This is a genomic window from Sinorhizobium fredii NGR234, from assembly GCF_000018545.1.
Lineage (GTDB): Bacteria > Pseudomonadota > Alphaproteobacteria > Rhizobiales > Rhizobiaceae > Sinorhizobium > Sinorhizobium fredii_A.
This window is the reverse complement of the sequence record NC_000914.2, coordinates 95788-122560: the sequence shown is the minus strand read 5'-3', so window position 1 is coordinate 122560 and position 26773 is coordinate 95788. Positions and strand designations below refer to the sequence as shown.

The window sequence follows — 26773 nt, the reverse complement described above, 5'->3', positions numbered from 1 at the left end:
TGAGGAAGCTGAGTTCATAGCCTGGCGCCTGCATGTGTCTAAAGGCGTGCTCCACAACACAAGGTCGCTGGGACGGAAACATCTGCCGGTAGGTGCACTGAAAAACTGTTGAGCAATAGCCGAGCACGCAAGGATGTGGCCTGTCGGCGGCTTAACGATTTGGCTTCCGCCACCGTTAGGCAAGGGCAGGCTCACCGTGAATAGCGATGTTCGGCCAAATAAAGCCCCCAAGGTCTTATTTCGCTCGAATTGAAGTCCGGGGCTACCAGGGTTAAGTGAGACGTTAAATGAGAAAAATCCTTCCATCAAAGCTAGCTTTCGGCATATTCGACCATTTAGACGAGGACGGTAACGCCATGGCACGGCAATACGCAGACCGCCTCACGCTAGCGGAAGCATGTGATCGTCTCGGCTTTTACGCTTACCACCTAGCGGAGCACCATTTTTCGCCGCATGGGAGAAGCCCATCGCCGAATCTGTTCCTATCGAGCGTCGCGCAGCGCACCCGTCAACTTCGTCTTGGCCCGCTTGTCATGCTGCTTAGCCTTTCTCATCCGCTGCGTGCGTTTGAGGAGATCTGCATGCTTGACCATTTGAGCGGCGGTAGGGCCGAGTTGGGCATAGGGCGCGGCTCTCTTCCGATAGAGCTAGGTTACTTCGGGATCGATCCGGACGCGGTGGCTGGACGCTATTTCGAAGCCAGCGAAATCCTGATGGAGGCGATGAGGGGCGGCAATCTTTCCTACCGCGGCGACCACTTTGAACTAAACAATGTCCCCTTGATCCTGAGGCCTCATCAACGCCCGCACCCACCGACTTGGATCGCCACCAACCGACCTGAGTCTGCACGCTGGGCCGCTACAAACGGCGCAAATGTCGCATGTGTGGGACCCGCCTCGCTTGTTCGCAGGATTACTGATGCCTTCCGTTCCGAGGAAGGACTCAGCTCTGACGCGAACTGCAACGCGTCATTTCTCGGACTGCTCCGCATGATTGTCGTCGGGCACTCTGCAGAACATGCATACTCGCTTGCGGCTCCTGCCTTCCAACGATGGCTGAATAATTTCAAATTCCTGTACGACCTCCATGCAATTCCAGTTCCGCCAAATCTGCCCCTGACCTTCGATGCAGCAATCGAAAGTGAATTGTGCGTAGTGGGAACGGCGGCTGTTGTGCGACGGACTCTGCTTGATCAGTTGGAAGAGGCGGGCGCCAACTATCTCCTTTGTCAGGTCGCGTTTGGAGATTTGCCTTTGGATGCTTCGCTGTATACCGCAATGACCATTCAATCGGAACTAATGGATCGAGTTGGCTGAGTGCCATGGCGCCTGACGAAGTCAGGCGTGTGTAAAAGTGACGGCTTCCTGTCGTATCAGGCGCAACTCCAATTCGGCCCAAAAATCAACAATGGGCTGGTCGGCGCTAAGTACATCTGACTCGAAGGTGTTTTATCGGGTAGCGTGGCTTCTGGGAAGAGGTAAGATGGCCGAGATCGACGCAATATTGATAACAGACGTAAACGGAATAGGAACGACCGCGGATGATCAACTAGCATTTGTCAGTTTGATTGCTGATCAAGGGGAAACTACCACAGTAGCATTCGGTCCAGAAATTGGCAGCAGAATAGCTGCTTCGTTCATGGCCGCATGCGGACAGCTCCAACATCAAATCGCTACGAGAACGGGGAAGGAGGAAAGAAAGTTCAAGCCCTTTGCTGCAGCCGGATTCAGCGTCAGAGCTGGTCTGGCCGCCGATGGCTCCAATTCGGGAATGTTATCAATTTCAACCGTAGCGGGCGCTGAGGTTCACTTTATAGCAACGGAACGTTCTCTTCGAGAACTCGAAAACCAATTAACGTTATTGCTCGAACAATTGCGGTTACGTTCGCGACCGAATTAATGCGATTGTAGCGGTAACAAAGCTCTTATGACTATCATGGCTAGCAAGGCCTGGCAGTAATGGATATCACCCATTTGGGTAGAATTCACGCGGGCAATTCGAACGACAATCATTTTGGGACGAGCGGCGCTGGCTGGTCGTCCATGTTGAGTGCATATTTTCCCAAACGGCGAATATGCCCGGTGTTGGGACTGAGAGTGGCGGCAAGCTTCGGCGTGAAGCCCGCCTGACCACCTGCCGAAGGCATGTCGCTTGCTACCGTAATACCAACTTCGCTCGGGATCTGATCGAGCGGGAAGTCTCCGGCGCCGCATCCCAATCGTGCGCTATGCGGATCTGTCAATCAACAGCGCGTCGCCCTGCCGCCGCCACGGCCTTTGCCACCAGCCGCATTGAGGCTGGTGGCGTGAGCCGACTGCCATAATTGTCGTGCCGGGCGCAACTCCACCGCTACGTTGCCTGGATGCGCGACGAACGCGTTCGCTGTTTCGTAGTGGCGGATCGGTCTCCTCCTTGTCCATCGCTCGCCAGCGGGTAACTGCTCATCGTCTCTCTTTTCGGCACCCCCGCACCCGCAGGCGATAGTGACAGCGCCGATAGGCTTGCACCTGCGTGCGACCACTCTTCCATCTCCTCAATAGCCTCCATCCAAATAAGCGATTTTACATATCTGCTGAGATTTCCCATTAGAATAGCGTGGCGTTTTGGGTTGAATTCAATTGGGACAAGGATAGCAGTAGACGCGGAGCCTTCTCCACACACGGCTGCCCCATCGAGTGGTATGGGCTGTCGGCAAACTGCTCCGGTCCGAAGCCGCACTCTCCCGCGCCCTGCTTGAAACCGCCGAGCCCCCGGTTCGCCCGCAGGGGCCGTGTCAACCGTATAGTCGCTCTAAAGAGGACCACCTGTGAAACATATCGTTGCAACCTTATTCGGGATACTGTTTGCTACAGCTGCCAATGCCGCCGGCGATAGTCATGTACTGGCGAGCTTTCCCGAGCTTGAACGCGCGCTGACTACCGGCAAACCGGTGACTGTGACGGTCGATTTAGGCATGTGCACTCCGGCGACTTCCGATACACCGTCGACCAAGACGCGTGGAGGCGTTAGCATAGACGGCTATAGGATCACATCTGACGGCACCCTCGCTTTTGCAGATCAGCATTTTACCATAGATCGTGACGGTAAGCCGGTTATCCAGTTTCTTCGTTACCGGATCCGGCCGGACGGTGGCGCCGAATTCACCATGGTCGTCTTCAATGTGCCCAGTTACGAGCGAAAAGGAACGAGCCGGGTCTATAAGTGCTCAATTGGTCACGGATTGAGCTTCTTCTCTTCACAGTGATCTGGCATGTTGCAGCACGATCGCGCGGGTTCGGGTGGCGGATCGTCCCGGATCGGCGGCTGAAGGTTTCCCTGGGGCACCCGCCCGTGCCATTTGCAGTGGTCCCGATAGGTAAAGGAACCCGCCTGCCGCTATCCTTGAGCTTCTTCAGCGGTCTGTTATGCCGTCGCTGGTCTGCCAAGCATAGCGGTCATCGAGGTCCTCTTCGATCACGCCGGCCGCGTATAACTGATCGAGCAGGTCGGCGACAGCAAGTACGCTTATTCCATCCGTCGAGGCCCGCATAACCAACTCCGAGGCTGTAAAGTTGCCGCACGCGATTAGATGGCCAACCGAGATCGGAGCGTAGTCGAGCACCCGGTGTTCCATGCTTCGCGAGCGGAGATGGAAGCAGCGGTCTCCCGCTGTGTACTCCAGGTCCCTGCGAAAGCGGATCGGCAGGTCGGGGGCTGGGCTCTCGAGCATATGTTGATCAATCATGCTCTTGAGCCCGTCCCGGAACTCGTCAGGCGTCCTGAATGACCGTTGACCCACTATGCGATACCCGAGGGGCCAGCGTCCGCTACCCGGTACCGGCGTCACTAGTTGCAAACGTCTCTGCGGCATATTTACGAGGAAGCCGGAAACACAGGCGATCGTCGTGTGATTTCGCTCCGGAAAGGCGATTGCCTCTTGCCTCGCACTGAGTTTCTCCTTCCGCTTGCGCGCCCGCCCCGTGAAAGCCTTTGCGGTCGGAGCGTCCTTGCCCTGCATGATGAGTTCGACCCCTGTCAGTTCTTCAGGCGAAAACGCCCTGTGGATCTGATTGAGATGTGCCGTGCTGAGCACAGAGAAGCGATTCATCGTAGTGCCATAAAGATTGAAGAGGCCGAGCACGCGCCTGGTGAGTGCCTCATCCTTGAGCGGGGCGGCCGTCGTTGTTTGCGGCAATGCGCCCGTGATCTGATAGTAGTCGAAGAGAAAGCGGTCGTACTGCGGGTTGTCCATTGGCTCTGTGGCCCAGTAGCAGAATCCAGTACGAGCTGCCGGGCCAAACACCTCGCTCGCGACACCAACCACGCCGCGCCAAAGCTCTGCATGCTGTTTGCTATACTCGTAATAGCCTTTGAACGGAGCGGCCGAGAGGCCGCAGAACCAGCAACCGACGGTGCACCCTTCGCTCAGCTCGAAAGCGATGATGGGGTGCGTGATCGACGGCGCTGATCCGCCCAATTCGTCATTACAACGCCGAATTTGGCGCTCGCGCCAGGCATGAAAGCGAGGGTTGGTCATTGACATATCGCCATGGTCGCGCAGGAGGTCGCGATGGCGCAACATGTCGCGCATGTACTCGTCCCACATTATCGACAGCGGCCATGGGGCAGACTCCGGCTTGTAGCGGTAAGTAAGATGATCATCGCGCCAGAGCGGCAGTATCTCCAGTGGGTCAACTTCAATGCCATAGCGCTCTGTTACCGCGCGAGGGGCGTCGACGCTCTCCGAAACCGCGGTGCGGAACTTTATGTCACCAGCCAGCCGTTCCATGAAACGCTTGATGTGCGACAAGGTGCGCCGTTGCTCCGGCGTGCGCCGGTTAAAGATCTGTCGCCAATATTCGCCTTTATAAAGGTGAGCCCTTGAAGCCGTTTCTTGTAGGCCAGATCGCATGTCTCGTTCCCGATGATATTTGCTGTCATGCTCTCTTGGCACCGATCGTCCAAGCCAATGCGCTCCGGTAAAAAATCAGCTTGAAACATGAACAACAATTACAACAAGTTGAACGACCGCGGCGACGGCGGCGCCTTTTTCAGCAATATGCAACGGCCGCGTGAGCCCATCCGTAACGGGACTATCCAAAGCACTAGATTGTACTAAGCGCGGCAAGGCCGGAACGCGCGAGCCACGCTTGCTGTTCGCCATCGCTTCGAGCTTCTTGCCAGTAGACTTCCGTCGGCTGTCCAATCGGATGTAGTTTTGAACTTCGTCAAGCGTGATGTTGTAGCCGAGACTCTTTCCGGCCGCTACGATCGGTGCAAGACCCGTGGCACTTGGCTTGAGGTTTGCAGGCAGCCTGCCTTTGTCTAAATCGTTGACGAATCGCTCTACGTCAGCTCGCGGCATAGCTAATTCCTTTGCTCATAGTTGCCAATTGCAGGCGTGGATGATGCCGTGAACGAGCAAGCGCCGTGCCAACCTAAAAATGTCGTCATTTTGTGCATTTTCAGAGTGCATGCATTGTCAACTTACCGACCTTTAGTCCCGAACCGGCCAATTGGCCGCTCCGAAATGTAGACATCCGCAAAATTCTTCACTAAGGCAGGCTCTCTTTTTTGCCAGCTCAGTTGCGGATTCCGCCAGTCGGTTCATTCAGTGAAACATCGGGATACGCTCAAAAGCGTGACGACGGCGTAGCGGCGTCAGAGAGAAGCGTCGACGAATCGTGCGGAGTGTGGGGGTCACAAACGGCCGGCATAGCAGGTCGACGACCCCCACGGCGGTGGGGAGATCAGAGCTGTATGCGTATCATCCGGACATGACCCAGGCTCATGCAACCCTGACCGCGACCAGCGCTGAAGCGGGCCGACGGCATCGGGTTGGCACTTTAGGCACCGACGCATTAGCAATGGACGCGCATCTGCGCCGACTGGGTATCGGCGATGTGCATTATGATCTGTCTAGGTTTCGATCGCCTTGGTCTTCCGACCCTTCCATGCACCACGTGCCAACGAGTTTTATTACAGCCTGCTAAACTAACCGCTTCATTCCAACGCGTCCGGAGCCGCGACTACTTTGTCGGACTGATGACATCGCTGTGTCGCAACCCCGCCGCAGTCACTGATTTCGGATGGCTGCAAGAGTTCTTCCAATGGTACGAAGACTTGGATTGGCGCAGCAGCTTTAGTCGGATCGCGATCCTCAAGCACCTTGAAAACACGATGTTTGAGTGGCGACGAAGTTGCAAAGTCCCTGTAAGCGCGCTCGAGTGCGGCGCGCGCACGGGTGGCGGCCGTGCCTGTGGGGAGATCGGAAAAGTCCTCCGCGACCAGATACTGACCCATGCGCTTCATTATGTGGAGCCGTGATGTGTTTAGCACCTTTGGGTCATAGGTGACGCCGAGGGCATCGAAGAACTCCTCGGCGGCCGACAAATCCTTCAGCCAGGTGAGAATGTCAGTGCCATCAGGGGCAAAGGTCGCATCATCATAAGACATTGCATTCTCCTACTGGCCGCGGAATAGCTGCTTTCGTTCCAACACATGGTCCCGGCCCTGCACCCTATGATGACCCTGGGAAGAGCTGTGATCGAGACGCCATCAGTGACGGCTATTCGGACATGCCCAAGCGCTCAAACAATCGTATGTGCCGGCAGAGCGTCTACCCGGCAAATACTGGACGAGATTCACGCAGTTTTTTCACAACTGCGGGTATCACCCGCAACACCCGATCTATATCCTCTTCACAGTTATAGCCTGACAACGAGAAGCGGACTGCTCCGACCGCCTGCCTGTGGGGAGTACCCATGGCTTTTAGCACATGGCTCGTCGATAAAGAACGAGAGGTACAGGCGGATCCGGAGGAGCAGGCGATGCCATGGCGATTGAGCAGAAACTGCATGGCTTCACCACCGACGCCTTCAAAGGCAATGCTCGTTGTGTTGGGCAACCGCGTCACCGGATCACCCATTACGAAGACTTGGGGGACACGCTCGAGAAGTCCTTTCTCCAATCGATCGCGGAATGATCTTATTATCGCATTGTCCTTGTCCATACAATCCAACGCGAGTTCTGCCGCCTTGCCCAGACCTACTATCCCGGGCGTGTTCTCCGTGCCCGCGCGCCGGTCGCGCTCCTGGTGGCCACCCTTGATGAGTGCGTGAAAGGGTACCCCGCGCTTTATGTAGAGTGCCCCGACGCCCTTCGGGCCATGGAACTTGTGCGCGGAAAGCGACAGCATGTCGATCGCCGTTGATTTCAAGTCAATCGGTAGCTTGCCGATTGCTTGCACCGCATCGGTGTGGAAAATTGCGCCGACTTTTTTGGCCATCTCAGCTAGCTTTACCACAGGAAAGATCGTTCCCGTCTCGTTGTTGGCCCACATGATCGAAACGATTGCTACACGGTGTGTAAGGGCGTCCTGATAAGCGTCAAGGTCAAGTCGGCCCTGGTGATCCACTGGGACCTTGTGCACCTTGGTGCCGCGTGTCTTCTCCAGATGGGTGCAGAGCGTCAGCACCGCAGGATGCTCGACCGCCGAAGTTACGATCTCAGTGCGCTCAGGCATAGCCTCGAGCCCCGAAAGGATCGCCGCATTGTTGCTTTCGGTCCCGCCCGAGGTAAAGGTGATCTCTGGGTCGAACTTTGCACCGATCAGTGCTTGCAACTGCCTGCGCGCTACGTTAATCGCTGCCCCGGCAGTAGCACCAGCGTCATGCATCGAGGAAGCGTTGCCAAACACATCTGCAAAGAATGGCAGCATCGCCTGGAGAACTTCCGCATCGACGCGCGTCGTTGCGTTGTTGTCGAGATAGATAGGCCTCAAGATAATTCTCCAGCTACCGAAACGACGAAAGGTTTACAAATGGCGATCGTGGCATTGTAGAAGTGCTTTTTGATCCAGCATTACTGTTCTCCCGTGCGTGGCGATCAGCCGAACGATTTGCCCCAGGCTCACCTCTCCCGCGCGTTGAAACGTTGAAGACTAACCCGGGCGAATCCACCCTTGGGATGACGTCCCGGCCAGGCCGGCCACATGGGGTTGGGGGTCCGAGTCAACAAATATGTTGATCCCATCCTTCTCGATAACAGTGTCGCCCTCGCGCGACTCAGTCTCTAATGCAAAATGGTATATGCACAGCCGTCCGCTTGAACCGTCATATGCATAAGCCATCGGTCGGTTCAGAATCGCGGGAAGGAGGGAGCTTCACTGCACTAACGGCTCTTCCGTTAAGACCTATCATGGATCGTTTCTCCTGGTTCGAAAAGGCCTTTGCAAATCGGTCAAGCACAAACTATGCCAACGAAAAAAACGGTTTTGAAACAACACCGAAACTCAAACATCGGTGTGACATTTGTCCGACAATGTCGGAAATCGGACATTGTCGAATTAGCCCACACCAAAGAGCGCCTCTGTGCCGCAAACAAGATGCAATGTGATGACTTCGGCGGCGCAGCTCTTCGAAAGCTTGATGGCAGACGGAGGATGCCAGCCATAGCGGCGATTGCTGGCACTTGCCTCACTCTACAATGGCGGCCCCCGTTCGGAGGCAGCGCCATTCGGCAGCGAGATGCTGCAGTGTTGGGTCCCCAACGAACGGTGCACCGCGGCGACCGAGCGACACTGAATGACGCTCAGCGCCCGGGGCTGGCAAAGGACGTCGAAAGCAGGCTATCCTTTAAATTCACTGGCGGCGCAGATTTGGTCCAGAAGTTGCGCATTTCGGATGAGGCGACGGTCGGGCGTGAACTGGTGACGCCCGGCTTCGCCAGAGCTCCCGCAAATGCAACTACAGCGAACGCCCGCGGGCAAATGACAGGCAGCGCTCTTCGACCACCACACCTCGGGGAAGCCCAGTCCGTATTTCGGCAGCTCTTTCGGCCGGGCCAGCGCGTCCCAATAGGCGATTTGGGCGGCCAGCTTGTAATAGAGCGGAATGACGTAATTATGGGCGAGCAGGACGCGATCGAGTGCCTTCGTTGCGGCAACCAGCGTTTCGCGATCCTTTGCGAAGATCACGCGCTCAATCAAGGCGTCGACGCCAGGGTCGGAGATGCCGGCATAATTCCTGGAGCCCTGGCGTGTGGCGGCTGCCGATCCCCAGTAGTCCGCCTGTTCGTTTCCGGGGCTCAAGGACTGACCCCAAACTTCCCAGGTCACATCGTAGTCGAAGGCACGCTTGCGATTGGTATATTGCGATGGGTCCACCGTGCGCACGCGCGCTTCGATACCGATCCGCTTAAGGTTCTGCGCATAGGGCAAGGCGACGCGCTCGAATGACGGGCTGCTCAACATGATCTCGAAGGAGAACGGCTTGCCCGTCTCAGTATTCACCATCCGGTTACCGTTGAGCTCGAACCCCGCCTTGTTCAGGAGCTCGATCGCCTTGCGCAGGTTTTCGCGCGCCTTTTGCGGCGTGCCGCCGACCGGGTTGCTATAAGGGGTGGTGAACACTTCGGGCGGCACGAGGTCCTTGACCTCGTTGAGGTTCTTCAGTTCCTTGCCTTCCGGCAGACCGGAGGAGGCGAGTTCTGTGGCGAAGAAGAAGCTGTTCACGCGCTGATACTGATTGTAGAAGATGGTCCGGTTCAGTTCTTCGAAGTCGAGCGCATAGTTCAATGCCTGGCGCACCCTCTCGTCGTCGAAGGGCTTGCGGCGCATGTTCGGCACCATCGCCTGCATCACGGCCGTTGCCCGGAAGGGGTTGGGAATTTCCTCGCGTTTAACGCGGCCATCCTTCACCGCCGGAAAATCGAAGGCCGTAGCCCAGCGCATCGCCTGGTTCTCCCGCCAATAATCGGTGTTGCCGGAGCGGAAGGCCTCGAACTCGACGTCGCGATCGCCAAAAAAGGAATAGGTGATCGAATCGAAATTGTTCTGCCCGACATTGACGTTGAGCGCGACGCCCCAGTAATCGGGCCGGCGCTCATAACGAATGGTCCCGCCGGGGGCGAACGAAGCGATCCGGTAGGGACCTGACCCCATCACCGGTTCAAGCGTCGTTCGCGAAATGTCGCGCGGCTTGCCGTCCGGTCCAGTGCCCTCCCACCAGTGCTTCGGCACAATCCGGATCTGCCCGAGGATATGAGGAAGTTCGTGATTGTTTTTGTCGTCGAAGTGAAAGGTGACGTCCCGATCCCCTGTCTTTTCCGCCTTCACGACATGCCGATAGTAGCTCTGATAGAGCGGGTTCAGTTCCTTCGCCTTGTCGAAGCTGAAGACGACGTCTTCCGGCGTCACCGGCTTGCCGTCGGCCCATTTCGCTTCCTGCCTCAGCCGGAACGTGGCCGAGGAGATGTCGTCGGGGAAGGAAACGCCTTCGGCCAGAAGCCCGTAGGCCGTCGAAATCTCGTCCTCTGACGGTTTCATGAGCGTGTCGAAGACGAAATCCAGGCCGACGGCCGTTTCGCCCTTCACCAGCAGGGGATTGAACGTGTCGAAGGTGCCTGTCTGTGAAAGCCTGAGATCTCCGCCCTTAGGTGCCTCGGGATTCACATAGTCGAACTTTTTGAAGCCGGGCGGATATTTGAGATCATCGACGAGCGACAGTCCGTAGTGCCAGACCGGCTGCTCTTGAGCCTCCGCAGCCGGCACCAGTAGTAAGGACATGGCCATGAACGCGGTCGCAAACTTCAGTCTTCCAATGACGCCGATGTCCAGCATCTCGTCCTTTCTCCTTGTTTTTATCCATTCGCCGCCACGGTGTTTGTGGGGCGGCTCCAAGTCGTTGCAGGATCGGCATGTCAGTGGCCGATCGTCCCTAGATATGGGCAATTCACACTCCTCAAAAATTGATTTTCTAAATTCTGTTCATAGCGTCTATGGATATGCGGAGCTTTGTGCCTGGTAGGGTCGCGGCCTGTGTCGCTGTACCCGTTGTCACTTTTTCTGGCGGCGGCGATGACGTGGATGTCGACCAGTGTCGCAAAGTCTTCCTTCGTCGCTGACAAGCGTCGACGGGATAACCAGTATCAGGAAACCGGTCATCAACTGTTCTTGCGCCTTTTCCGCACAGCCGGCGACCGCCTCGGCAATGAGCGAGGCCGGATCGATAAGCACTGCCCGCACCCGACTGCATCACATTGGTGACCGCGAGGTGGACGGCAAGTACCAAAGTCGAGAAGGTCAGGTATCAAACTCGCCTTGCCGGCGATGGGACCAACCTTGGCGAGACCGGTTATGCCTGCGATCTCCGTCGCGACCTTCAGGAAGATCACCGGTGCAATGATCATTCCAAGCTTTCCGATGTCCGGATAGAAATATCCAAACAGGATGCCCGCGATCGCTGCCAGAACCTGGGCATAGAGATGGCGATATAAGGGTGGCTTGGCGCGGGTCTCCGCGGAATGCTCAATGGTCATCAGGAGATCCTCCATATGGGGCGCGCCCGGTCGCCTGCCAAGCCGATTCTCCGAAAACCGACAGCGGCGACTGTCATGTGAAGCTGATGAGCAATGACCGTGCCAGTTGCCGTTAAACCGCAGATCCTGACGCCCGAGGTGCTTACTGTTCTCGACCCGACCAGCCCCGCCATCCCGGTAACCGGCCACGGCGACATACTGATGGTAGTGCAGGCGATTAGGACGACGCCTCTGACATTATCGCCAAGCTCTTCGCCGCCGACGTGATCCACGAATTTGAGTGCGCGAACACCATCGGTCTGGCACGACGGGACTGCCACCTCACCGCCTTCTGTCCATAATTCTCACCTTTGTCTCAAGGCAAACCTTGGCCGGCAAGAAATGTTATTTGCCTCCATCAAATGACCGCCGAGACATCTTAATCGGCCTCCAGCCAAAGTCCGCAGCCGCAGCATCGATTATCGATAAAGACCCGGGTGGAGGATAGCGAGATGACAGATTTTTGGCGCCACCGACAGAACTGGCACAAATCTTGAACCTGCTCATTGCGAGGCGGCGGAGCTGCTCATTGCGGCAACAATCCTATGCCTCGACTGCGCCACGTATGAAGATTTCACAATACTATTCAATTGAGTTCTTGCGACAAATGGGCGTTGACGATGTGCAAGATGGTCGCCAGAGCCGCCGTAACGAGAGGAAAGCGAAATGTCCAGGACCGCAGAAAAGCCCTTCGAAACTGTCGAAAACTCGATCGTCGGTCAATCCACGGCAATCAATAGGGGCGAGCAATTGACGCATGCTATTGAGTTACAGGAGCTGGCCGGATCCGTCTTCAAGTCAACAATGATGGTGGGATTTGAACTGTCGCTGAACACTTTCGCTGCAGTCCAAGCCAACACCTTCGCTAATTTGCACCATCTTAGCGAGTTTCTCGGGGCAAAATCGCCGTCCCAAGTTTTCGACCTACAGTGTTCCTTCCTGCGCAAGCGTATAGACATGGGTGTCGAGCAGGTCAAAGAATCCCAGGCGCTCAGCACCAAGGCTTTGATTGATATGTCGAAGCCAATCAAGGAATTCTTTGAAAAGGCTATAGCAGACCTCAAGACGGCCTGATCGTCAGCGATCCCCGCCGTGGCAGGCCGTGACCCGCCACGGCTTTGCGCTCAGTAGCCTGGAGTACCATTCGATGATTTCCGCCGATTTGTCGGATTGATGACATCGGCTTGTGTTATAGGTGGGGGGAAATCCTGGACGCTATCTACGGCTTCTTTCGCCCTCCTGCAGGAAGGCGGCACCTCCCCATTGCGCATTCAGGGATCACATCGGCCCCAAGGTTTCTGCTCCGGTCTCTTGTGCGCACCGCAGCGCAGGTCCTTGCGCACAAGTAGTCACGTTGATCTTCATTCAGCTCCCTCGACGTCTCGAAGACCCAACCGCGCAACATACACCGGATCACGAATGGACGTCGCGTAGGCCGCGGCTCACGAAAGGCAGGGATGTTGAACTGGGACGACTTCTGGCCTCGCCTGACGCGTCCTAATAGGGACCACACCGTCAGCGCCGGCCGAATGACACGTGGCACCGCGACCTGCACGGCGCCTGATCTGCAAACGAAGCGACTATCAAGTTCGCAACATCTATCCTGGCCGCCCAGCGCGGCTGTCATGAATCGTGGGACACTCTGCAAGCCGGCTTCAGCACAGCCTGGTTCGCCGAGCACCACTTCGACAACTACAGCGGTCCGTCGCCTTTGTCGATCGTGACCCACTGCGCCGGTTTGACTACGACCATTGGCGCGTCGGACGCTTTCGACAATTGTTTGTGAAATTGTCGGCTCCGCGACACAGGCTTGCTTCTGGGTCGGCTACTTCTCCTAATCTAAGTAGCTGTAAAAGAAGGTAAACCAGCTTCTGCTGGGCTCACCCTCCTCGACTTGGCACGGCTTTTGAAGCCTTCCTTGTGCAGGCGGCTTGAAGCTGCCGCTGTATTCGTGTTGCGGGCAACCGCGATGGTTTCGAACAACGAAGGAAAGCAACATGGCAGGTCTGCGTCAAATCGCGTTTTACGGCAAGGGCGGTATCGGCAAGTCGACCACCTCGCAGAACACGCTCGCCGCCCTTGTCGACCTCGGGCAGAAGATCCTCATCGTCGGCTGCGATCCCAAGGCCGACTCCACCCGGCTCATCCTCAACGCGAAGGCGCAGGACACGGTCCTGCATCTGGCGGCAAAGGAGGGATCGGTGGAAGACCTCGAGGTCGAGGACGTGCTCAAGGTCGGCTACAAGGGCATCAAATGCGTCGAGTCCGGCGGCCCCGAACCGGGTGTCGGCTGCGCCGGCCGCGGCGTCATCACCTCGATCAACTTCCTGGAGGAAAATGGCGCCTATGACGATGTCGACTACGTCTCCTACGACGTGCTGGGCGACGTGGTGTGCGGCGGCTTCGCGATGCCGATCCGCGAGAACAAGGCGCAGGAAATCTACATCGTCATGTCCGGCGAGATGATGGCGCTCTATGCCGCCAACAACATCGCCAAGGGGATCCTCAAATACGCCCATTCGGGCGGCGTGCGGCTCGGCGGGCTGATTTGCAACGAGCGCCAGACGGACCGCGAGCTCGATCTCGCCGAGGCGCTGGCGGCCAAGCTCAATTCCAGGCTCATCCACTTCGTGCCGCGCGACAACATCGTCCAGCACGCCGAGCTCAGGAAGATGACGGTGATCCAGTATGCCCCGGAGTCGCAACAGGCGGCGGAGTATCGCGCGCTGGCCGACAAGATCCATGCCAATTCCGGCCAGGGCACCGTCCCGACCCCGATCACCATGGAGGAGCTGGAGGACATGCTGCTCGATTTCGGCGTCATGAAGACCGACGAGCAGATGCTTGCCGAACTTCAGGCCAAGGAAGCGGCGGCAGCGGCCCAGTGACCGCCGCCGCAGACGCTGCCCGGGACGGTGATCCGGTGCGACATTCCACCAATGGTGCCTCTTCTTGGAGGACACGCAAAAAAGGGGGCAGGCCCAATGAGCCTCGATTACGAGAATGACAGTGCGCTCCATCAGGAGCTGATCACGCAAGTGCTGTCGCAGTACCCACACAAGGCGGCCAAGCGTCGCCAAAAGCACCTCAGTGTCGCATCGGACCGCGAGGCGGTCGGGGAGGAGGGCGAGACCCTCTCCGAATGCGACGTGAAGTCGAACATCAAGTCGATCCCCGGGGTGATGACGATCCGCGGCTGCGCCTATGCGGGCTCGAAGGGCGTGGTCTGGGGCCCGGTCAAGGATATGGTCCACATCTCGCACGGCCCGGTTGGCTGCGGTCAATATTCCTGGTCGCAGCGCCGCAACTATTATGTCGGCACCACCGGCGTCGACACCTTCGTGACGATGCAGTTCACCTCCGACTTTCAGGAGAAGGACATCGTCTTTGGTGGCGACAAGAAGCTGGAACAGGTCATCGACGAGATCGAGGAGCTGTTTCCCCTCAACAACGGCATCACCATCCAGTCCGAATGTCCGATCGGCCTGATTGGCGACGACATCGAAGCGGTGTCGCGCAAGAAGGCCGCCGAACACGAAACGACGATCGTGCCGGTGCGCTGCGAAGGCTTCCGCGGCGTCTCGCAGTCGCTCGGCCATCACATCGCCAACGACGCCATCCGCGACTGGGTGTTCGACAAGGCGGACGGCAAGACGGACGTCGAGTTCGAAACCGGTCCCTACGATGTCAACGTCATCGGCGATTACAACATCGGCGGCGACGCCTGGGCGTCGCGCATCCTGCTCGAGGAGATCGGGCTGCGCGTCGTCGGCAACTGGTCGGGCGACGCCACGCTCGCGGAAGTGGAGCGGGCCCCCAGGGCCAAGCTCAACCTCATCCACTGCTACCGGTCGATGAACTACATCTGCCGGCACATGGAGGAAAGATACGCCATCCCCTGGATGGAATACAACTTCTTCGGCCCCTCCCAGATCGAAGCCTCTCTGCGCAAGATAGCCAGGCATTTCGGCCCGACGATCGAAGAACGGGCCGAGAGGGTCATCGCCAAGTACCGGCCGCTGGTCGACGCCGTGATCGACAAGTACTGGCCGCGCCTCCAGGGCAAGCGAGTGATGCTCTATGTCGGTGGTTTGCGCCCGCGCCACGTCATCACCGCCTATGAGGACCTCGGCATGCAGATCGTCGGCACCGGCTACGAATTCGCCCACAACGACGACTACCAGCGCACCGGCCACTACGTGAAGACGGGCACGCTGATCTATGACGACGCGACCAGTTACGAACTGGACACGTTCATCGAGCGGATCCGCCCCGATCTGGTCGGCTCCGGCATCAAGGAGAAGTATCCGGTGCAGAAGATGGGCATCCCGTTTCGCCAGATGCACTCCTGGGATTATTCCGGCCCCTATCACGGCTATGACGGCTTCGCCATCTTCGCCCGCGACATGGATCTCGCCATCAACAATCCGGTCTGGGATCTCTACGACGCGCCCTGGAAGAAAATGACCGTGCCGACGGCCGCAGTTGCAGCCGAATGATCGGCCGGTCTTGCGCGGCACGAGGACCGCGGCAAGACCGGAAACCTCTCGAACATCCCTGGGCCTAAGAGGCCAGATCAAGAAGGTCAAACACCATGCCGCAATCGGCTGAGAAGATACTCGACCATGCGCCGCTGTTTCGCGAGCCGGAATACCGGCAGATGCTCGCGGAGAAGAAGCTGAACTTCGAATGTCCGCACCCCGAACGGCTCGTCACGGACCAGCGCGAATACAGCAAGGGCTGGGAATATCGCGAGAAAAACCTCGCCCGCGAGGCGCTCGTCGTCAACCCCGCCAAGGCCTGTCAACCGTTGGGGGCGGTGTTCGCAGCCGCCGGCTTCGAGCGGACGATGTCGTTCGTCCATGGCAGTCAGGGCTGCGTGGCCTATTATCGCTCGCACTTGTCGCGCCACTTCAAGGAGCCGGCTTCGGCCGTTTCGTCCTCGATGACCGAGGATGCGGCGGTGTTCGGCGGCCTGAAGAACATGGTCGACGGGCTCGCCAATACCTACGCGCTCTACGATCCGAAGATGATTGCCGTCTCCACCACCTGTATGGCCGAGGTCATCGGCGACGACCTGCATGGCTTCATTGAGAACGCCAAGAGCGAAGGCGCAGTCCCGCCCGAATTCGACGTGCCGTTCGCTCACACGCCCGCCTTCGTCGGCAGCCATGTCGACGGCTATGACAGCATGGTCAAGGGCATCCTGGAGCACTTCTGGAAGGGCCAGGCGCGCACCCAAGCGGCCGGCACGATCAACATCATCCCGGGCTTCGACGGCTTTTGCGTCGGCAACAACCGCGAGCTTCAGCGCCTGCTCACCCTGATGGGCGTGTCCTACACCTTCATCCAGGATGCCTCCGACCAGTTCGATACGCCGTCCGACGGCGAATACCGCATGTATGACGGGGGCACGACGATCAAGGCGCTGCGGGCGGCACTCAATGCCGAGGCGACGCTGTCGCTGCAGCACTACAACAGCCGCAAGACGCTCGAATATTGCCGGGAGGTCGGTCAGGCCACCGCCGCCTTCCATTACCCGCTCGGGATCAACGCCACCGACGCGTTCCTGATGAAGGTGTCGGCGATTTCCGGCCGGGAAATCCCCGAGACGATACGCCTGGAACGCGGCCGGCTGGTCGACGCCATGGCCGACAGCCAATCCTGGCTGCATGGCAAGACATACGCGATCTACGGCGATCCGGACTTCGTCTACGCCATGGCCCGCTTCGTCATGGAGACCGGCGGCGAGCCGCGGCATTGCCTCGCCACCAACGGCACGGCGGCCTGGCAGGCCGAGATGACCGAGCTGCTCGCCTCTTCTCCCTTCGGCAAGCAGGCAAAGGTCTGGCCGGGAAAGGATCTCTGGGCCCTGCGCTCGCTGCTCTTCACCGAGCCGGTCGACCTGCTGATCGGCAATTCCTACGGCAAGTATCTCGAGCGCGATACCGGCACGCCGCTGATCCGGCTGATGTTCCCGATCTTCGACCGCCACCACCACCACCGCTTTCCGCTCATGGGCTACCAGGGCGGCCTGCGCCTGCTGACGACGATCCTCGACACGATCTTCGACCGCCTCGATCGCGAAACGATGCAGACGGCGGTGACCGATTATTCCTATGACCTGACCCGCTAAAAGCGGCGGTCGGCAAAACGCCGGCCCGGGAACCGCACCATGGGATCGCGAGCGTTGAAATGGGCTGATCGTTTAGCTCATGCGCTATCGGAACTGCGCTCGGAAGTGCATTCGGACAGCCACCTTATCATTCTAAAGGGGCATAGCGGCATATGAATTTTGCATGGAGAGAGACAGACGGTTGGTAGTATTGCCGGCCACTCACGGGATCGCCTCGATTAAAGAGGGCCCGTGCTTCAGGACGAGGACTAAATGATGACAGCGTTATCTGATCCCCGGTTTACTCGAGCTGTCAGTGACGATGGATCGTTGGCCACCCCTTTCATGAAATGCCTCGCGCGGTTGGTCCGCGCTCATGATTCCTACGGATTATGGAAGGATAAATGTGACGCCGAGTTGCTGGCCAACTTCACAGTTACGGAGGAGCAGCGGCGAGCTATCCCCGTCATCGGCGACCCCGAGCCAGACGTGCTGTTGAGGCTCGACCTTTTTTACGCCGCCGTCGGCGTCGTTATCGAGGAGCGCTCGGGGCTTTTGATCTCGCGAACGCTGGAGATCAGCGATGAGGGCATCGGCCGAGTGCTCTTCACAACCAGGCGGCTGGTGGTGCTGTCGAAGACCCTACGTGACGTTCACCGGTTCGGCTTCAATACACTTGGCAAATGCGCCAAGACTGGCACGAAGTTGGTCAAGGATGCGATCAAAAGCATCGAAACTTATCCGGACGTGGCGCGGGCATAATGTGCCTGCAAGGAATAAGACCATGACAGATCTTGAAGAACTCAAGCAGAGGGTTCAAAAACTGCAGTCACGCGCTGCGACTGCGAAGACGCAATTGCATGACCTTGCCGAGTGCCTTCCGAACTATTGGACCGAAATAGTGGCCGTCGCCGAAAAAACATTCGACGCTTTTGCTCAGTTGGACGCTGCCAAAAGAGAACTCGCCGCGTCGGAGAATTCACGATGAAAAGCTCGTTCGTGACCCGCCGCTTCAGCTGGTGCCGGAATATCTATTATGCATCGGCTGCGGCTGCTGACTCGGGGCGCGAGGTATGCACCTTCACGGGATCAATGACGCAGGTGAAATTCTCGGTGTTTTGCGACGCCGAGGACGATCATTCCAGCAACCAGATCATGTGATCATGTCCGGCGACAGCGCCGGCCGCTGTATCGGCTGCGGAGCCGGAGTGCGTGTTTACCCAAACTGCCAGAATCATGTTGCGGCCGACGACATTGCCGCATGATCCCACAAACAAACCAGGAAAACGGCGTTGTCTTTTGGTATCTTTCATCGAATTCTATGGCTGTTCCTGTGCGCCAACACTCTTATAGTCTACCTCGTAACGGGGTCCATCAGTGACGCAGTCGTCACGACTATGGTTGGTTCGCTGCTTCTGCAGCTAACTTATTTCGCAAACGTACTCTTTCTGCTCTGGCGGGCTCACTGCGCCCGGAGAGCTCGTCAAACGACCGGGCAATTCCATGGAGAGGAACAGCCGGGGGACCCTCGTATAGCGGGCACTCACGGGCGCACGGATGGGGATCCGTGCTTCGAGGACGAGGACTCTCGATAGGCCCCTTGCTAACCGCTTCATGAAATCTCTCTCGTGCGGCTAAATCCCCGCTCAGCTTTGCTTTCGGTGTGCAAGGACAAGTGCCCGCGCTGGATTTCTGGCCGACTTCACTGTCACCGAGGACCAGCGCCGTGCGACCGCGTCAGCCCTTGAAGCGCGGAACAAGAGAGTGCGTAAGCTGCAGCCGTTCTGGAAAGCGAACATGGAATTTGCGTAATGTCGCCAAGGACCTTCCAATCAATGGAGCTGATCATGGTAGTCGCCGAGAATACGTTGGCGCCTTTGCTCAGGTTAGCGCTGCCGGATTGCTGCCCGACGGCACAATCTGGGGAATGCTACCGCTTCAGATGGTCCTACATTGAATCTTACTGTGGGTTCTCCCTACAGATGCGCCACCTTTTAACATAATCTTGACGATAGTGAAAAGTGATGCTGGATCTGACGAATGCGAAGCGCATAGGAATCATCGGCGGCGGCATTGTCGGTTGGCTTGCAGCGATAGCGCTTCGCCGTGTTTTCGACGTTGATGTCGATGTAACGGTCATAGAGGCTCCGACGGTGTTTCCGCTTGGCCCAGGGGAGGGGGGCTCGCTCAACCTGATTGACACGTTGTGTCGCAATGAGCTCGACCTGGACGTTTTCATTGGTGAAGCCGGCGCCACCCACAAGCTTGGTGTGCTCTATGAAAATTGGAGGGGTGGAGGAATCCCGGATCGCTACTACCGCATGTTCGGCGGATCGGGCATACCGGAAATCGAATGTCGCGTCGGCGGTTTCTTCCCTCTGCTGTCGGCGAGAATTGCCGCAGGTGAGAACCTTCACACGTGCATCCCTGGCTTTGAGTTAATCACAAAGAAGGCATCGCAAGTGGAAATCGACGAGTTGCTGGCAACCGGTGAGTCTGGACTCTACCCTTCGTTTCACTTCAATCACGCCGGCTTCGAGCGATACCTAAGGCGCGTCGGGCTGGCACGTGGGATCACTTCTCGTAGGGCTGTGGTACACGGGATGAGACTCGACGACCGAGGGCATGTAAACGCTTTCCAGCTCGGAGGCGAAGAACTTGAAGTCGACTTCGCCGTCGATGCGTCCGGATTTGCCAGATTGGGTCTCGGCAAAGTCTTTAATACGCGCTGGTGTTCGTTCGCAAATGTGCTGCCTACTGATCGTGCGATCATCTTTGAGCTTGAGCCGCGGGGATCATCCCCCGTTACCCGTGCCACCGCCATGAAAGCCGGATGGATGTGGGAAGCCCCATTGAATCGCTCGATCAGTGCCGGTTATGCATTCAGCAGCAGATATGCGGACGCTGCGATGGCAATCGCCGAGGTTGAGAATCACTATGGATTCCGTGTGGAGGCGAAACACGAGCTTTCGCTGGATCAAGGTTACTTTTCGACCGCATGGGTTAACAATTTCGTGGCTTTGGGAACAGCGTCGGGTTTTGTTGAGCCCCTGGAGGCTGCACTTGCCGCCCACACCTTCGAAGCGTTAAGGAATTTGGAGCGCATTCTCGCCAACGGAAGCGGCATTGTGCCCGCTCGGGCCATCGAAGGCTATAACAGCGCAAACGCACGGTGCTGGACGGGTGTTCGGGACTTCCTGAGGCTGCACTACGATTCCAAGCGAATTGACACACCGTTTTGGCGAGATCTTGCCGCAGCCGAGTTGCCGGAAGGATATGCCAACCTGAGGGCTTGCTTCCAAAAACGGACACCACGCTTTATCGATATCCAACCGTATGTCGGAAGCGGATGGCAGAGCCTCTTCCACGAAATTGATTGGATTTCAGTGGCGGTCCCTCTAGGAGTAGTGCCGCAGGCGGCCGCATGCGCCGAACTACGCAGGCTCTCTACGGAAAGTCGAAGTGAGGTCCAGGCCTATGTTGATCGGCTGAAGGGAACAATAGCCAAGATCAGCAGCACGAGGGGATACATGCACTAATCGTCACACAAAAGCCACTCCGCGGCCGAAGCCGTGTACCAGGGTCTTGCTTCATGATCATGGCGGAGCGGCACATTGATCGTGAGCAGGGTGTCTCAAAGCCGGTCAAATCCGCGGCTGCGAACGACTAGGGTCGATATTCCACTGAATCACGCGGAGCTGTCATGTGCAACGCTTCCTGTAGTAGTACCTGCCGCATCCAGATGCTCGCCTGATCCCTGTTGTGTAGGCTAGGCCACTGGACAGCTTGGGCGAATGGTGGAAGTGCCAGTGGAAGTTCGGCGACCCGCAGCGGCGTTGTTTTTGCGAAATGTTCCACCAGCCGCAACGGCATGGTCGCTATGCGATCGGTTCCCGACAGCAAAGGCGGGATTAGACTAAATCCCGGCACGACGACTTCGATACGCCTCTTGAGACCGTGCTCAAGCAACAACCAATTCTCGATGGAGGGCTTTAGCGTACGTCCGAACTTAGCCGCAATATGACCCATCGATCCGTAGTTTTCGAAAGAAAGCTGCCGTTTTAACTGCTTGTTAGTGGGGCAACCTACGCAAACCAGCGTGTCGTCGAGCAGTTTCGCCTTTGGATGATCGCTCGACGCGAACAATTCCGGAAGGATCACGAAATCGACGTCACCGTACCGGAGAAGTTCATCGGGATCCTCAGTGAGAGGCAGCAACTCGAAGCCGATGCCAGGCGCCTCTCGCGCCAGCCGCTTCACGACTCTTTCAAAAAACACCAGCATCATGACGTCGGAAAGCCTGATCCTGAAGCGTCGCTCCGACTGAACTGGGTTAAACATATCCCAAGAAATGATGGAGAACTGGATGTGCAGCAGAGCATCGCGGACTGCGGGGGCGAGCGCTATCGCACGCGGAGTTGGGATAAGTTCGCGACCTCGCATCGTGAACAAGTCGTCGCCGAAATAGGTGCGTAGGCGGGCGATGGCGGCGCTCATGGCCGGCTGACTGAGGTTGATACTGCGAGCAGCTGCGGTAACGCTTCGCTTTGTCATCAGAGCATCGAGCGCTACGAGCAGATTAAGATCAAGTCCCTTAAAACGCATTATATAATTCAACCAAAGCGTTTCTGCCCTCATAGAACAGGTAGTTTTCAGTGATGTTACAGAGTGAGCGCCGTTGCCTTGTTCCCGCTGCTCAGAAGAACATGAGGGAGTGGAGCGCACTCCGTCCCGAGTACCGTAAAGAGCGGGACTATCCCACCACATTCGACACACCAAATGAGTGGTGCGTTGCGACAAAACTTCGGCTTGCAGAGGCCTTTCCAGCGTGCTGATGAGAATGGAGTGCAACCCGGACCCCGGCACTTTCGGGAGCTGACGTCGGTGACCAGCTGTTCCCCGATAACAGAGTGACCCTCGGTTAGCCTGTTCTTCAATGCGATATTGGTTTTGCGGGCGGTCTCAATTTCGGACGTGGTTTCCAATCTGCTGGGGGCATCAGTGGCTCCGGGCAGTCCGCAGTTTTCGAGCCGATCTGGCACGCGGCTGTGGAACTCTTCGCCCATCGCCTCAATGAACCATTCCTGCGTGCCAGCAAAGGCCTTGAGTTCGACCCTCTTTAGCGACGCCGACCTCCTCAACCCGATCGACGCGTCGGGTTAATGTCTCGACAGCAGGATCAGGAGAGGACACCGGTTCGATCCACTGCGACCCGCCCAGGATCACATTGTCTTGTGCGGGCGTGCCGCCTGGCTGGAACTTTCCTGAGTGCATCAATGGCATCCTTCTGATAATCAGACGAAGCGATGGCGGATACTAGTGCCGCATCGACCCGGTCGCGCTATGCAAAGTTCATATCCCGCCATGCGCTTGAGATATGGTTCTAAACTCTTTGCAGGATCAGTGCTGCCAGCCGAACAGTCCTGACCCACAGATGGAGTAAAACGACCGACCTCTCACTTTCGCAGAGGACGAATAGCTCCTGATTGAACCTTCAGGAGCTTGACATCGCGGACTGCAGACGGCAGGCGACACACCCGCGAAGCCTTTTTGTATGCCAGCTTGCTCCTAGTTTCTTAGTTCGCCGCGAATCGCCTCACTTCAACCGCGTCGGAACCAAACGTTGATCCGATGTGATGAGCCATTAATGCCAGACGTGCCCCACTCCACATTGGTTTCCGAAGAGCACCATTAAATCTGCGCCCAATATCTACTGCTGCTGTTAATCAGCCTGGCTGACAGAAAGCTGACGCGGAGGGGTTAGGGCGTTGTTCATGTACATCCACAAAACTTCCTCCAGCGAATTTAGGATTGGGTAATAGTCATTCGCGCTAGTGTGTTCTGGATGTCCATCAGTGTTCGTCTCGCGATCCTTGATCGAACCGGAGCTCGCCGTTCAGCCTGAGTGGTTCATGTAACGGCAAAGCAGTGTGCGACGATAGCTCGACCCCCGAAGTAAATGTAGCGAAATGCATCCATGATGCAGATGCCTTCGATCCGAAGAATCGATTTGCTCAATCAGTTTCTCTTAAGGCAAAGGCTGATCTAATGAAGGTGTAAGGGATATCAATGCGCAGAGAAATCTCAGGTGTATTTTTGGCATCATGGGCTCGCCGACCGGTGTATTTCTGCTCGTCAACAGACCTTCGCCCCCGCTATCACAGGTGTTTGGGTTACATGCTCCTTCGATTAGCCCTCGCACGGAGCGGGTACGAAAACTGCGATCAGTCGCGCGGTACTGCTGTCACCCCGGTCATAGTCCGCGGTGACGTGCTCAATTGGCTGTCCTGCCTTGATAGGAGAATGAAATGCGAACGTTGCTCGTGGATACGGATCTTACCCGCGCGGTCCGAGGCGCGCTCGGTGACGGCGGCTTTGCCGTTGATGTAGTTGGCACGCTGGAACAGGCGTCGAGCGCATTTTTTTCAGCGAGCTATGAAATTCTCCTGCTGGAGTTGGTACTGCCAGATGGCGATGGACTGGATTGGCTGAGGCAGCTAAGGAGCGACGGGTATTCAGTTCCTGCCGTCATTATGAGCAGGCTCGACGATCTCGAGAAACGAATTTCGGTATTCAATAGTGGCGCGGACGATTTTCTCCGTAAACCCGTCTCTACGGATGAGCTCATCGCCAGAATGCGGGCCCTTCTGCGCCGATCGACACAGATCACTTGCCCCATCATTGAATTTGGCAACCTCCACTTCGATCCGATCGGCCGACAGGTGTCGGTTGACGGTCATCCGCTAATGATCGCACGTCGCGAACTATGCATTCTAGAGCATCTGCTTAACCGCGCAGGTCGCATCGTGCCGCGTGCGCGGTTGGAAGATCAACTCTATTCGTTCAACGACGAAGTTTCAGGCAACGCGCTTGAAGCCGGAATCTACCGCTTACGCGGGTATCTCAGTAGGTCAGGTGCCACGTTGCGGATCAGGACCGTGCGCGGCATTGGCTACACTCTTGAATTGACTGACGCGTCATCAGCATAGTCGAATTTGAAGGAAGGACTGCCTTGAAAGCCACTCCAACTGGTCATGCTAGCGCCGATCGATGGCCGACCCCCATCGTCGGTTCAAGGCCAACTGTTCCATACTGGAGCAATCTTCTCTACGCGCTCGTTCTGTTGTCTCCTATGTCCGCCGCTGCCGAAAACAACGGGGATGAAGCGGTGCCTCGTGCCGCTCCCAACAGCATCAACGCCACGCTGAACCTTTCCTCTTCGCTGGGCAAGACAGTTCATTTGCCCGCGCCAGCCGCGACCATCTTTGTGGCCGACCCAACAATTGCTGATTATCAGGCACCCTCCAATAGAACGATCTTCGTCTTTGGCAAGAAATTTGGTCGGACCAGCCTATTCGCTCTGGACGAAAACGGCGAGGCTCTCGCCGAGTTGCATGTTGTAGTAACGCAGCCGATCGCAGATTTGCGTGCCATGTTGCGAGACCAGGTCGGCGACTACCCGATCCACGTCAGCTATACGCCACGCGGCGCAATCCTCAGCGGTACAGCGCCCAATGCCGAAGTCGTTGACATTGCAAAAAGAGTTACTGAGCAATTTCTCGGTGACGGTGCGCCGATCGTCAACAATATCAAGGTCGCCGGCTCTTTGCAGGTTAATCTCAGTGTGCGCGTAGCGGAAGTCTCCCGCAGCGGTCTGAAAGCACTCGGCATCAACTTGTCCGCGTTCGGTCAATTCGGCAATTTCAAGGTGGGTGTGTTAAACAGAGGTGCTGGACTTGGTTCGGCAACTGGTAGCGGCGGTACAGCAGAAATCGGATTCGACAATGATGCTGTCAGCGTCGGCGCGGTTCTCGACGCGCTTGCTAAGGAGCACATAGCTTCCGTCTTGGCCGAGCCGAACCTCACTGCTATGTCGGGTGAAACTGCCAGCTTCCTCGCCGGCGGCGAATTTCCCATTCCTGTCCTGCAGGAAAATGGGCAAACCTCGGTGGAATTTCGCCGCTTCGGCGTCAGTCTTGAATTCGTACCAACTGTTCTCGACAACAACCTAATCAACATTCACGTAAAGCCGGAAGTCAGTGAACTATCGTTACAAGGTGCCGTTCAAGTCAACGGGATCGCCGTGCCGGCAGTTTCCACGCGGCGTGCCGATACAGTCGTCGAGCTCGCGAGCGGGCAGAGCTTCGTGATTGGCGGTCTCATCAGGCGTAACGTCAACAATGATATCAGTGCATTTCCCTGGCTTGGCCGAATACCGATCCTTGGCGCTCTGTTTCGTTCGTCCTCGTTTCAAAAGGAGGAGTCGGAATTAGTTATTTTGGTTACGCCTTACATCGTCAGGCCAGGCTCCAACCCCAACCAAATGAGCGCACCCACGGACCGGATGGCTCCGGCTTTGGGCACTCCGCCGCGAGCCCGCGCTGCTATCAGCACCGACGCGCCAAGCGTCAAGGGCGATCTCGGCTTCATCATCGAATAGTGGTGCCGAATGACGTTGCGGATCATAGCTCACCTGCTCGCTTTGACAGCAAGCTTAGCAGGCTGCACAAGCACTGCACCGATCTATGTCGAGCAACCGACACCGATTTTTGTCCGACAGGAGTCCACCGTCTTGAAGTTGGAGAGCTTTCACGCTTCCGAACAGCAGCGTCTTCTTGCCTTCCTATGGAAGGCCAGTCGCGGCCGGAGGGATGCCCTTCACCTCGTTATCAGCGGGTCGTCCCGGCTCAGCGCAGAGGCGGTCCATCAAGCCAGACAGATGGGCATCGGCGCTTCCAACATCCATTTGCTTGACCAAAATGACCGCGGGCACCTGCGGATAGAGGCCGTTGTCTATCATGCCCTCCCTCCAATCTGCCGGTCGCTTTCCAGCCAGTTACTTAATGACGAATTCTTCGACCAGCCGATCGGCTGTTCGACGAGCCATAATCTGGCAGTAATGATCAACGATCCGCGCGATTTGCTCGGCAATAGATTTGTCAAGCCCAGCGATGGTGATCGGGCGGCCATACCAGTTACCACCTACAGGACCTCGACGGGTAAAGGTGGCTTATGAGGCATGAACGCGACTGTTCTCGATGATCGCTTCATCCGGGTTGGGTGTCCCCTCAACTCACTCAACCCGCATGAGCGGCGCGGCGCTCCCGACTTTGTTTACCGCGGTTGCAGTCACTGAGAATGTGGCGAGATCGGATGGGATCACTTGCCGGTGTGTCAGTCGGCACGGAAATTGTTGAGCCCCTATCGGCGCTTGTGCACAAGCAAGATCGATCGACGCCCAGACAGCCAGTTAGAGGGTCGGTACGTCAGTCTCGCCGATACGAAGCTGAGTCGACGTGTATATAGGTCTGACTGCGTCAA

Annotated in this window: 21 protein-coding genes and 3 pseudogenes; 17 read left to right on the top strand and 7 right to left on the bottom strand. The window is 57.2% G+C overall.

All coding sequences use genetic code 11. The annotated features are described in order from the left end of the window. The first annotated feature begins 287 nt into the window (after positions 1-287). The 3 genes from NGR_RS30225 (at position 288) to NGR_RS30215 (ending at position 3244) form a co-directional block, all read left to right on the top strand. Positions 288-1316, top strand: a complete 1029-nt coding sequence (locus NGR_RS30225; RefSeq protein WP_010875140.1) for an LLM class flavin-dependent oxidoreductase — start codon at positions 288-290, stop codon at positions 1314-1316. 166 nt (positions 1317-1482) lie between these two features. Next, the gene (locus NGR_RS30220; RefSeq protein WP_240545263.1) at positions 1483-1899 is read left to right on the top strand and encodes a hypothetical protein; all 417 of its coding nucleotides are present in this window, start codon (positions 1483-1485) and stop codon (positions 1897-1899) included. Between the two features lie 907 nt (positions 1900-2806). After that, entirely contained in the window at positions 2807-3244 is a 438-nt protein-coding gene (locus tag NGR_RS30215) for a VirK family protein (protein WP_010875138.1), read from the top strand. A gap of 147 nt (positions 3245-3391) precedes the next feature. Here NGR_RS30215 and NGR_RS30210 read toward each other — a convergent pair whose 3' ends face one another. From NGR_RS30210 to NGR_RS30185, 6 genes and pseudogenes are all read right to left on the bottom strand, one after another. Then, entirely contained in the window at positions 3392-4891 is a 1500-nt protein-coding gene (locus NGR_RS30210) for a radical SAM family RiPP maturation amino acid epimerase (protein WP_164924718.1), read from the bottom strand. Positions 4892-4966: 75 nt separating this feature from the next. Next, a complete protein-coding gene (locus tag NGR_RS30205) occupies positions 4967-5344 on the bottom strand; it encodes a hypothetical protein (protein ID WP_010875136.1) in 378 nt (125 codons plus the stop codon). Positions 5345-6069: 725 nt separating this feature from the next. Beyond that, positions 6070-6435 (bottom strand): annotated as a pseudogene (gene nifW / locus NGR_RS30200) (nitrogenase stabilizing/protective protein NifW); the annotation flags it as partial. 163 nt (positions 6436-6598) lie between these two features. After that, positions 6599-7762 (bottom strand): cysteine desulfurase NifS, encoded by a 1164-nt coding sequence (gene nifS / locus NGR_RS30195; protein ID WP_010875134.1) that lies wholly within the window; start codon positions 7760-7762, stop codon positions 6599-6601. Positions 7763-8608: 846 nt separating this feature from the next. Then, positions 8609-10600, bottom strand: a complete 1992-nt coding sequence (locus NGR_RS30190; protein ID WP_010875133.1) for an extracellular solute-binding protein — start codon at positions 10598-10600, stop codon at positions 8609-8611. Between the two features lie 282 nt (positions 10601-10882). Beyond that, positions 10883-11298 (bottom strand): annotated as a pseudogene (locus NGR_RS30185) (C4-dicarboxylate transporter DctA); the annotation flags it as partial. A gap of 93 nt (positions 11299-11391) precedes the next feature. Here NGR_RS30185 and NGR_RS30180 point away from each other — a divergent pair. The 11 genes and pseudogenes from NGR_RS30180 (at position 11392) to NGR_RS30135 (ending at position 20991) form a co-directional block, all read left to right on the top strand. Beyond that, the gene (locus NGR_RS30180) at positions 11392-11565 is read left to right on the top strand and encodes a hypothetical protein (RefSeq protein WP_164924717.1); all 174 of its coding nucleotides are present in this window, start codon (positions 11392-11394) and stop codon (positions 11563-11565) included. A 438-nt stretch (positions 11566-12003) separates the two neighbouring features. Next, on the top strand, positions 12004-12411 hold the full coding sequence (locus NGR_RS30175; protein WP_010875131.1) for a phasin family protein: 408 nt from the start codon (positions 12004-12006) through the stop codon (positions 12409-12411). Between the two features lie 508 nt (positions 12412-12919). Next, positions 12920-13090 (top strand): annotated as a pseudogene (locus NGR_RS30170) (LLM class flavin-dependent oxidoreductase); the annotation flags it as partial. A gap of 244 nt (positions 13091-13334) precedes the next feature. Further along, on the top strand, positions 13335-14225 hold the full coding sequence (nifH, locus tag NGR_RS30165; protein WP_010875130.1) for a nitrogenase iron protein: 891 nt from the start codon (positions 13335-13337) through the stop codon (positions 14223-14225). 96 nt (positions 14226-14321) lie between these two features. After that, the gene (gene nifD, locus NGR_RS30160; RefSeq protein ID WP_010875129.1) at positions 14322-15836 is read left to right on the top strand and encodes a nitrogenase molybdenum-iron protein alpha chain; all 1515 of its coding nucleotides are present in this window, start codon (positions 14322-14324) and stop codon (positions 15834-15836) included. Between the two features lie 95 nt (positions 15837-15931). Further along, positions 15932-17473, top strand: a complete 1542-nt coding sequence (nifK, locus tag NGR_RS30155; RefSeq protein ID WP_010875128.1) for a nitrogenase molybdenum-iron protein subunit beta — start codon at positions 15932-15934, stop codon at positions 17471-17473. A gap of 252 nt (positions 17474-17725) precedes the next feature. Then, positions 17726-18214, top strand: a complete 489-nt coding sequence (locus NGR_RS30150; RefSeq protein ID WP_010875127.1) for a NifX-associated nitrogen fixation protein — start codon at positions 17726-17728, stop codon at positions 18212-18214. 22 nt (positions 18215-18236) lie between these two features. Beyond that, positions 18237-18440: a CCE_0567 family metalloprotein gene (locus tag NGR_RS30145; protein ID WP_010875126.1), complete on the top strand. Its 204-nt coding sequence runs from the start codon at positions 18237-18239 to the stop codon at positions 18438-18440. Continuing rightward, positions 18437-18613 carry a hypothetical protein gene (locus NGR_RS32485; RefSeq protein ID WP_010875125.1) on the top strand — a complete coding sequence of 59 codons (177 nt, stop codon included), beginning with the start codon at positions 18437-18439 and terminating at the stop codon, positions 18611-18613. Before NGR_RS30145 ends, NGR_RS32485 begins: the two co-directional genes overlap by 4 nt. Before the next feature lie 131 nt (positions 18614-18744). Beyond that, complete coding sequence (locus NGR_RS33605) at positions 18745-19047, top strand: exopolysaccharide production repressor protein (RefSeq protein WP_010875124.1); 303 nt, start codon at positions 18745-18747, stop codon at positions 19045-19047. Between the two features lie 429 nt (positions 19048-19476). After that, the gene (locus tag NGR_RS30135) at positions 19477-20991 is read left to right on the top strand and encodes a tryptophan halogenase family protein (protein ID WP_240545262.1); all 1515 of its coding nucleotides are present in this window, start codon (positions 19477-19479) and stop codon (positions 20989-20991) included. 127 nt (positions 20992-21118) lie between these two features. Here the strand turns inward: NGR_RS30135 and nodD2 are convergent, their stop codons facing one another. Further along, the gene (nodD2, locus tag NGR_RS30130) at positions 21119-22057 is read right to left on the bottom strand and encodes a transcriptional regulator NodD2 (protein ID WP_010875122.1); all 939 of its coding nucleotides are present in this window, start codon (positions 22055-22057) and stop codon (positions 21119-21121) included. 1703 nt (positions 22058-23760) lie between these two features. Here nodD2 and NGR_RS30125 point away from each other — a divergent pair. From NGR_RS30125 to NGR_RS30115, 3 genes are read left to right on the top strand one after another with little or no spacing between them, the layout of a single operon-like run. Further along, complete coding sequence (locus NGR_RS30125; protein ID WP_010875121.1) at positions 23761-24441, top strand: response regulator; 681 nt, start codon at positions 23761-23763, stop codon at positions 24439-24441. A 23-nt stretch (positions 24442-24464) separates the two neighbouring features. Then, positions 24465-25892 carry a type II and III secretion system protein family protein gene (locus NGR_RS30120; protein WP_164924716.1) on the top strand — a complete coding sequence of 476 codons (1428 nt, stop codon included), beginning with the start codon at positions 24465-24467 and terminating at the stop codon, positions 25890-25892. A gap of 9 nt (positions 25893-25901) precedes the next feature. After that, positions 25902-26468 carry a CpaD family pilus assembly protein gene (locus tag NGR_RS30115; RefSeq protein ID WP_010875119.1) on the top strand — a complete coding sequence of 189 codons (567 nt, stop codon included), beginning with the start codon at positions 25902-25904 and terminating at the stop codon, positions 26466-26468. The last annotated feature ends 305 nt before the right edge of the window (positions 26469-26773 follow it).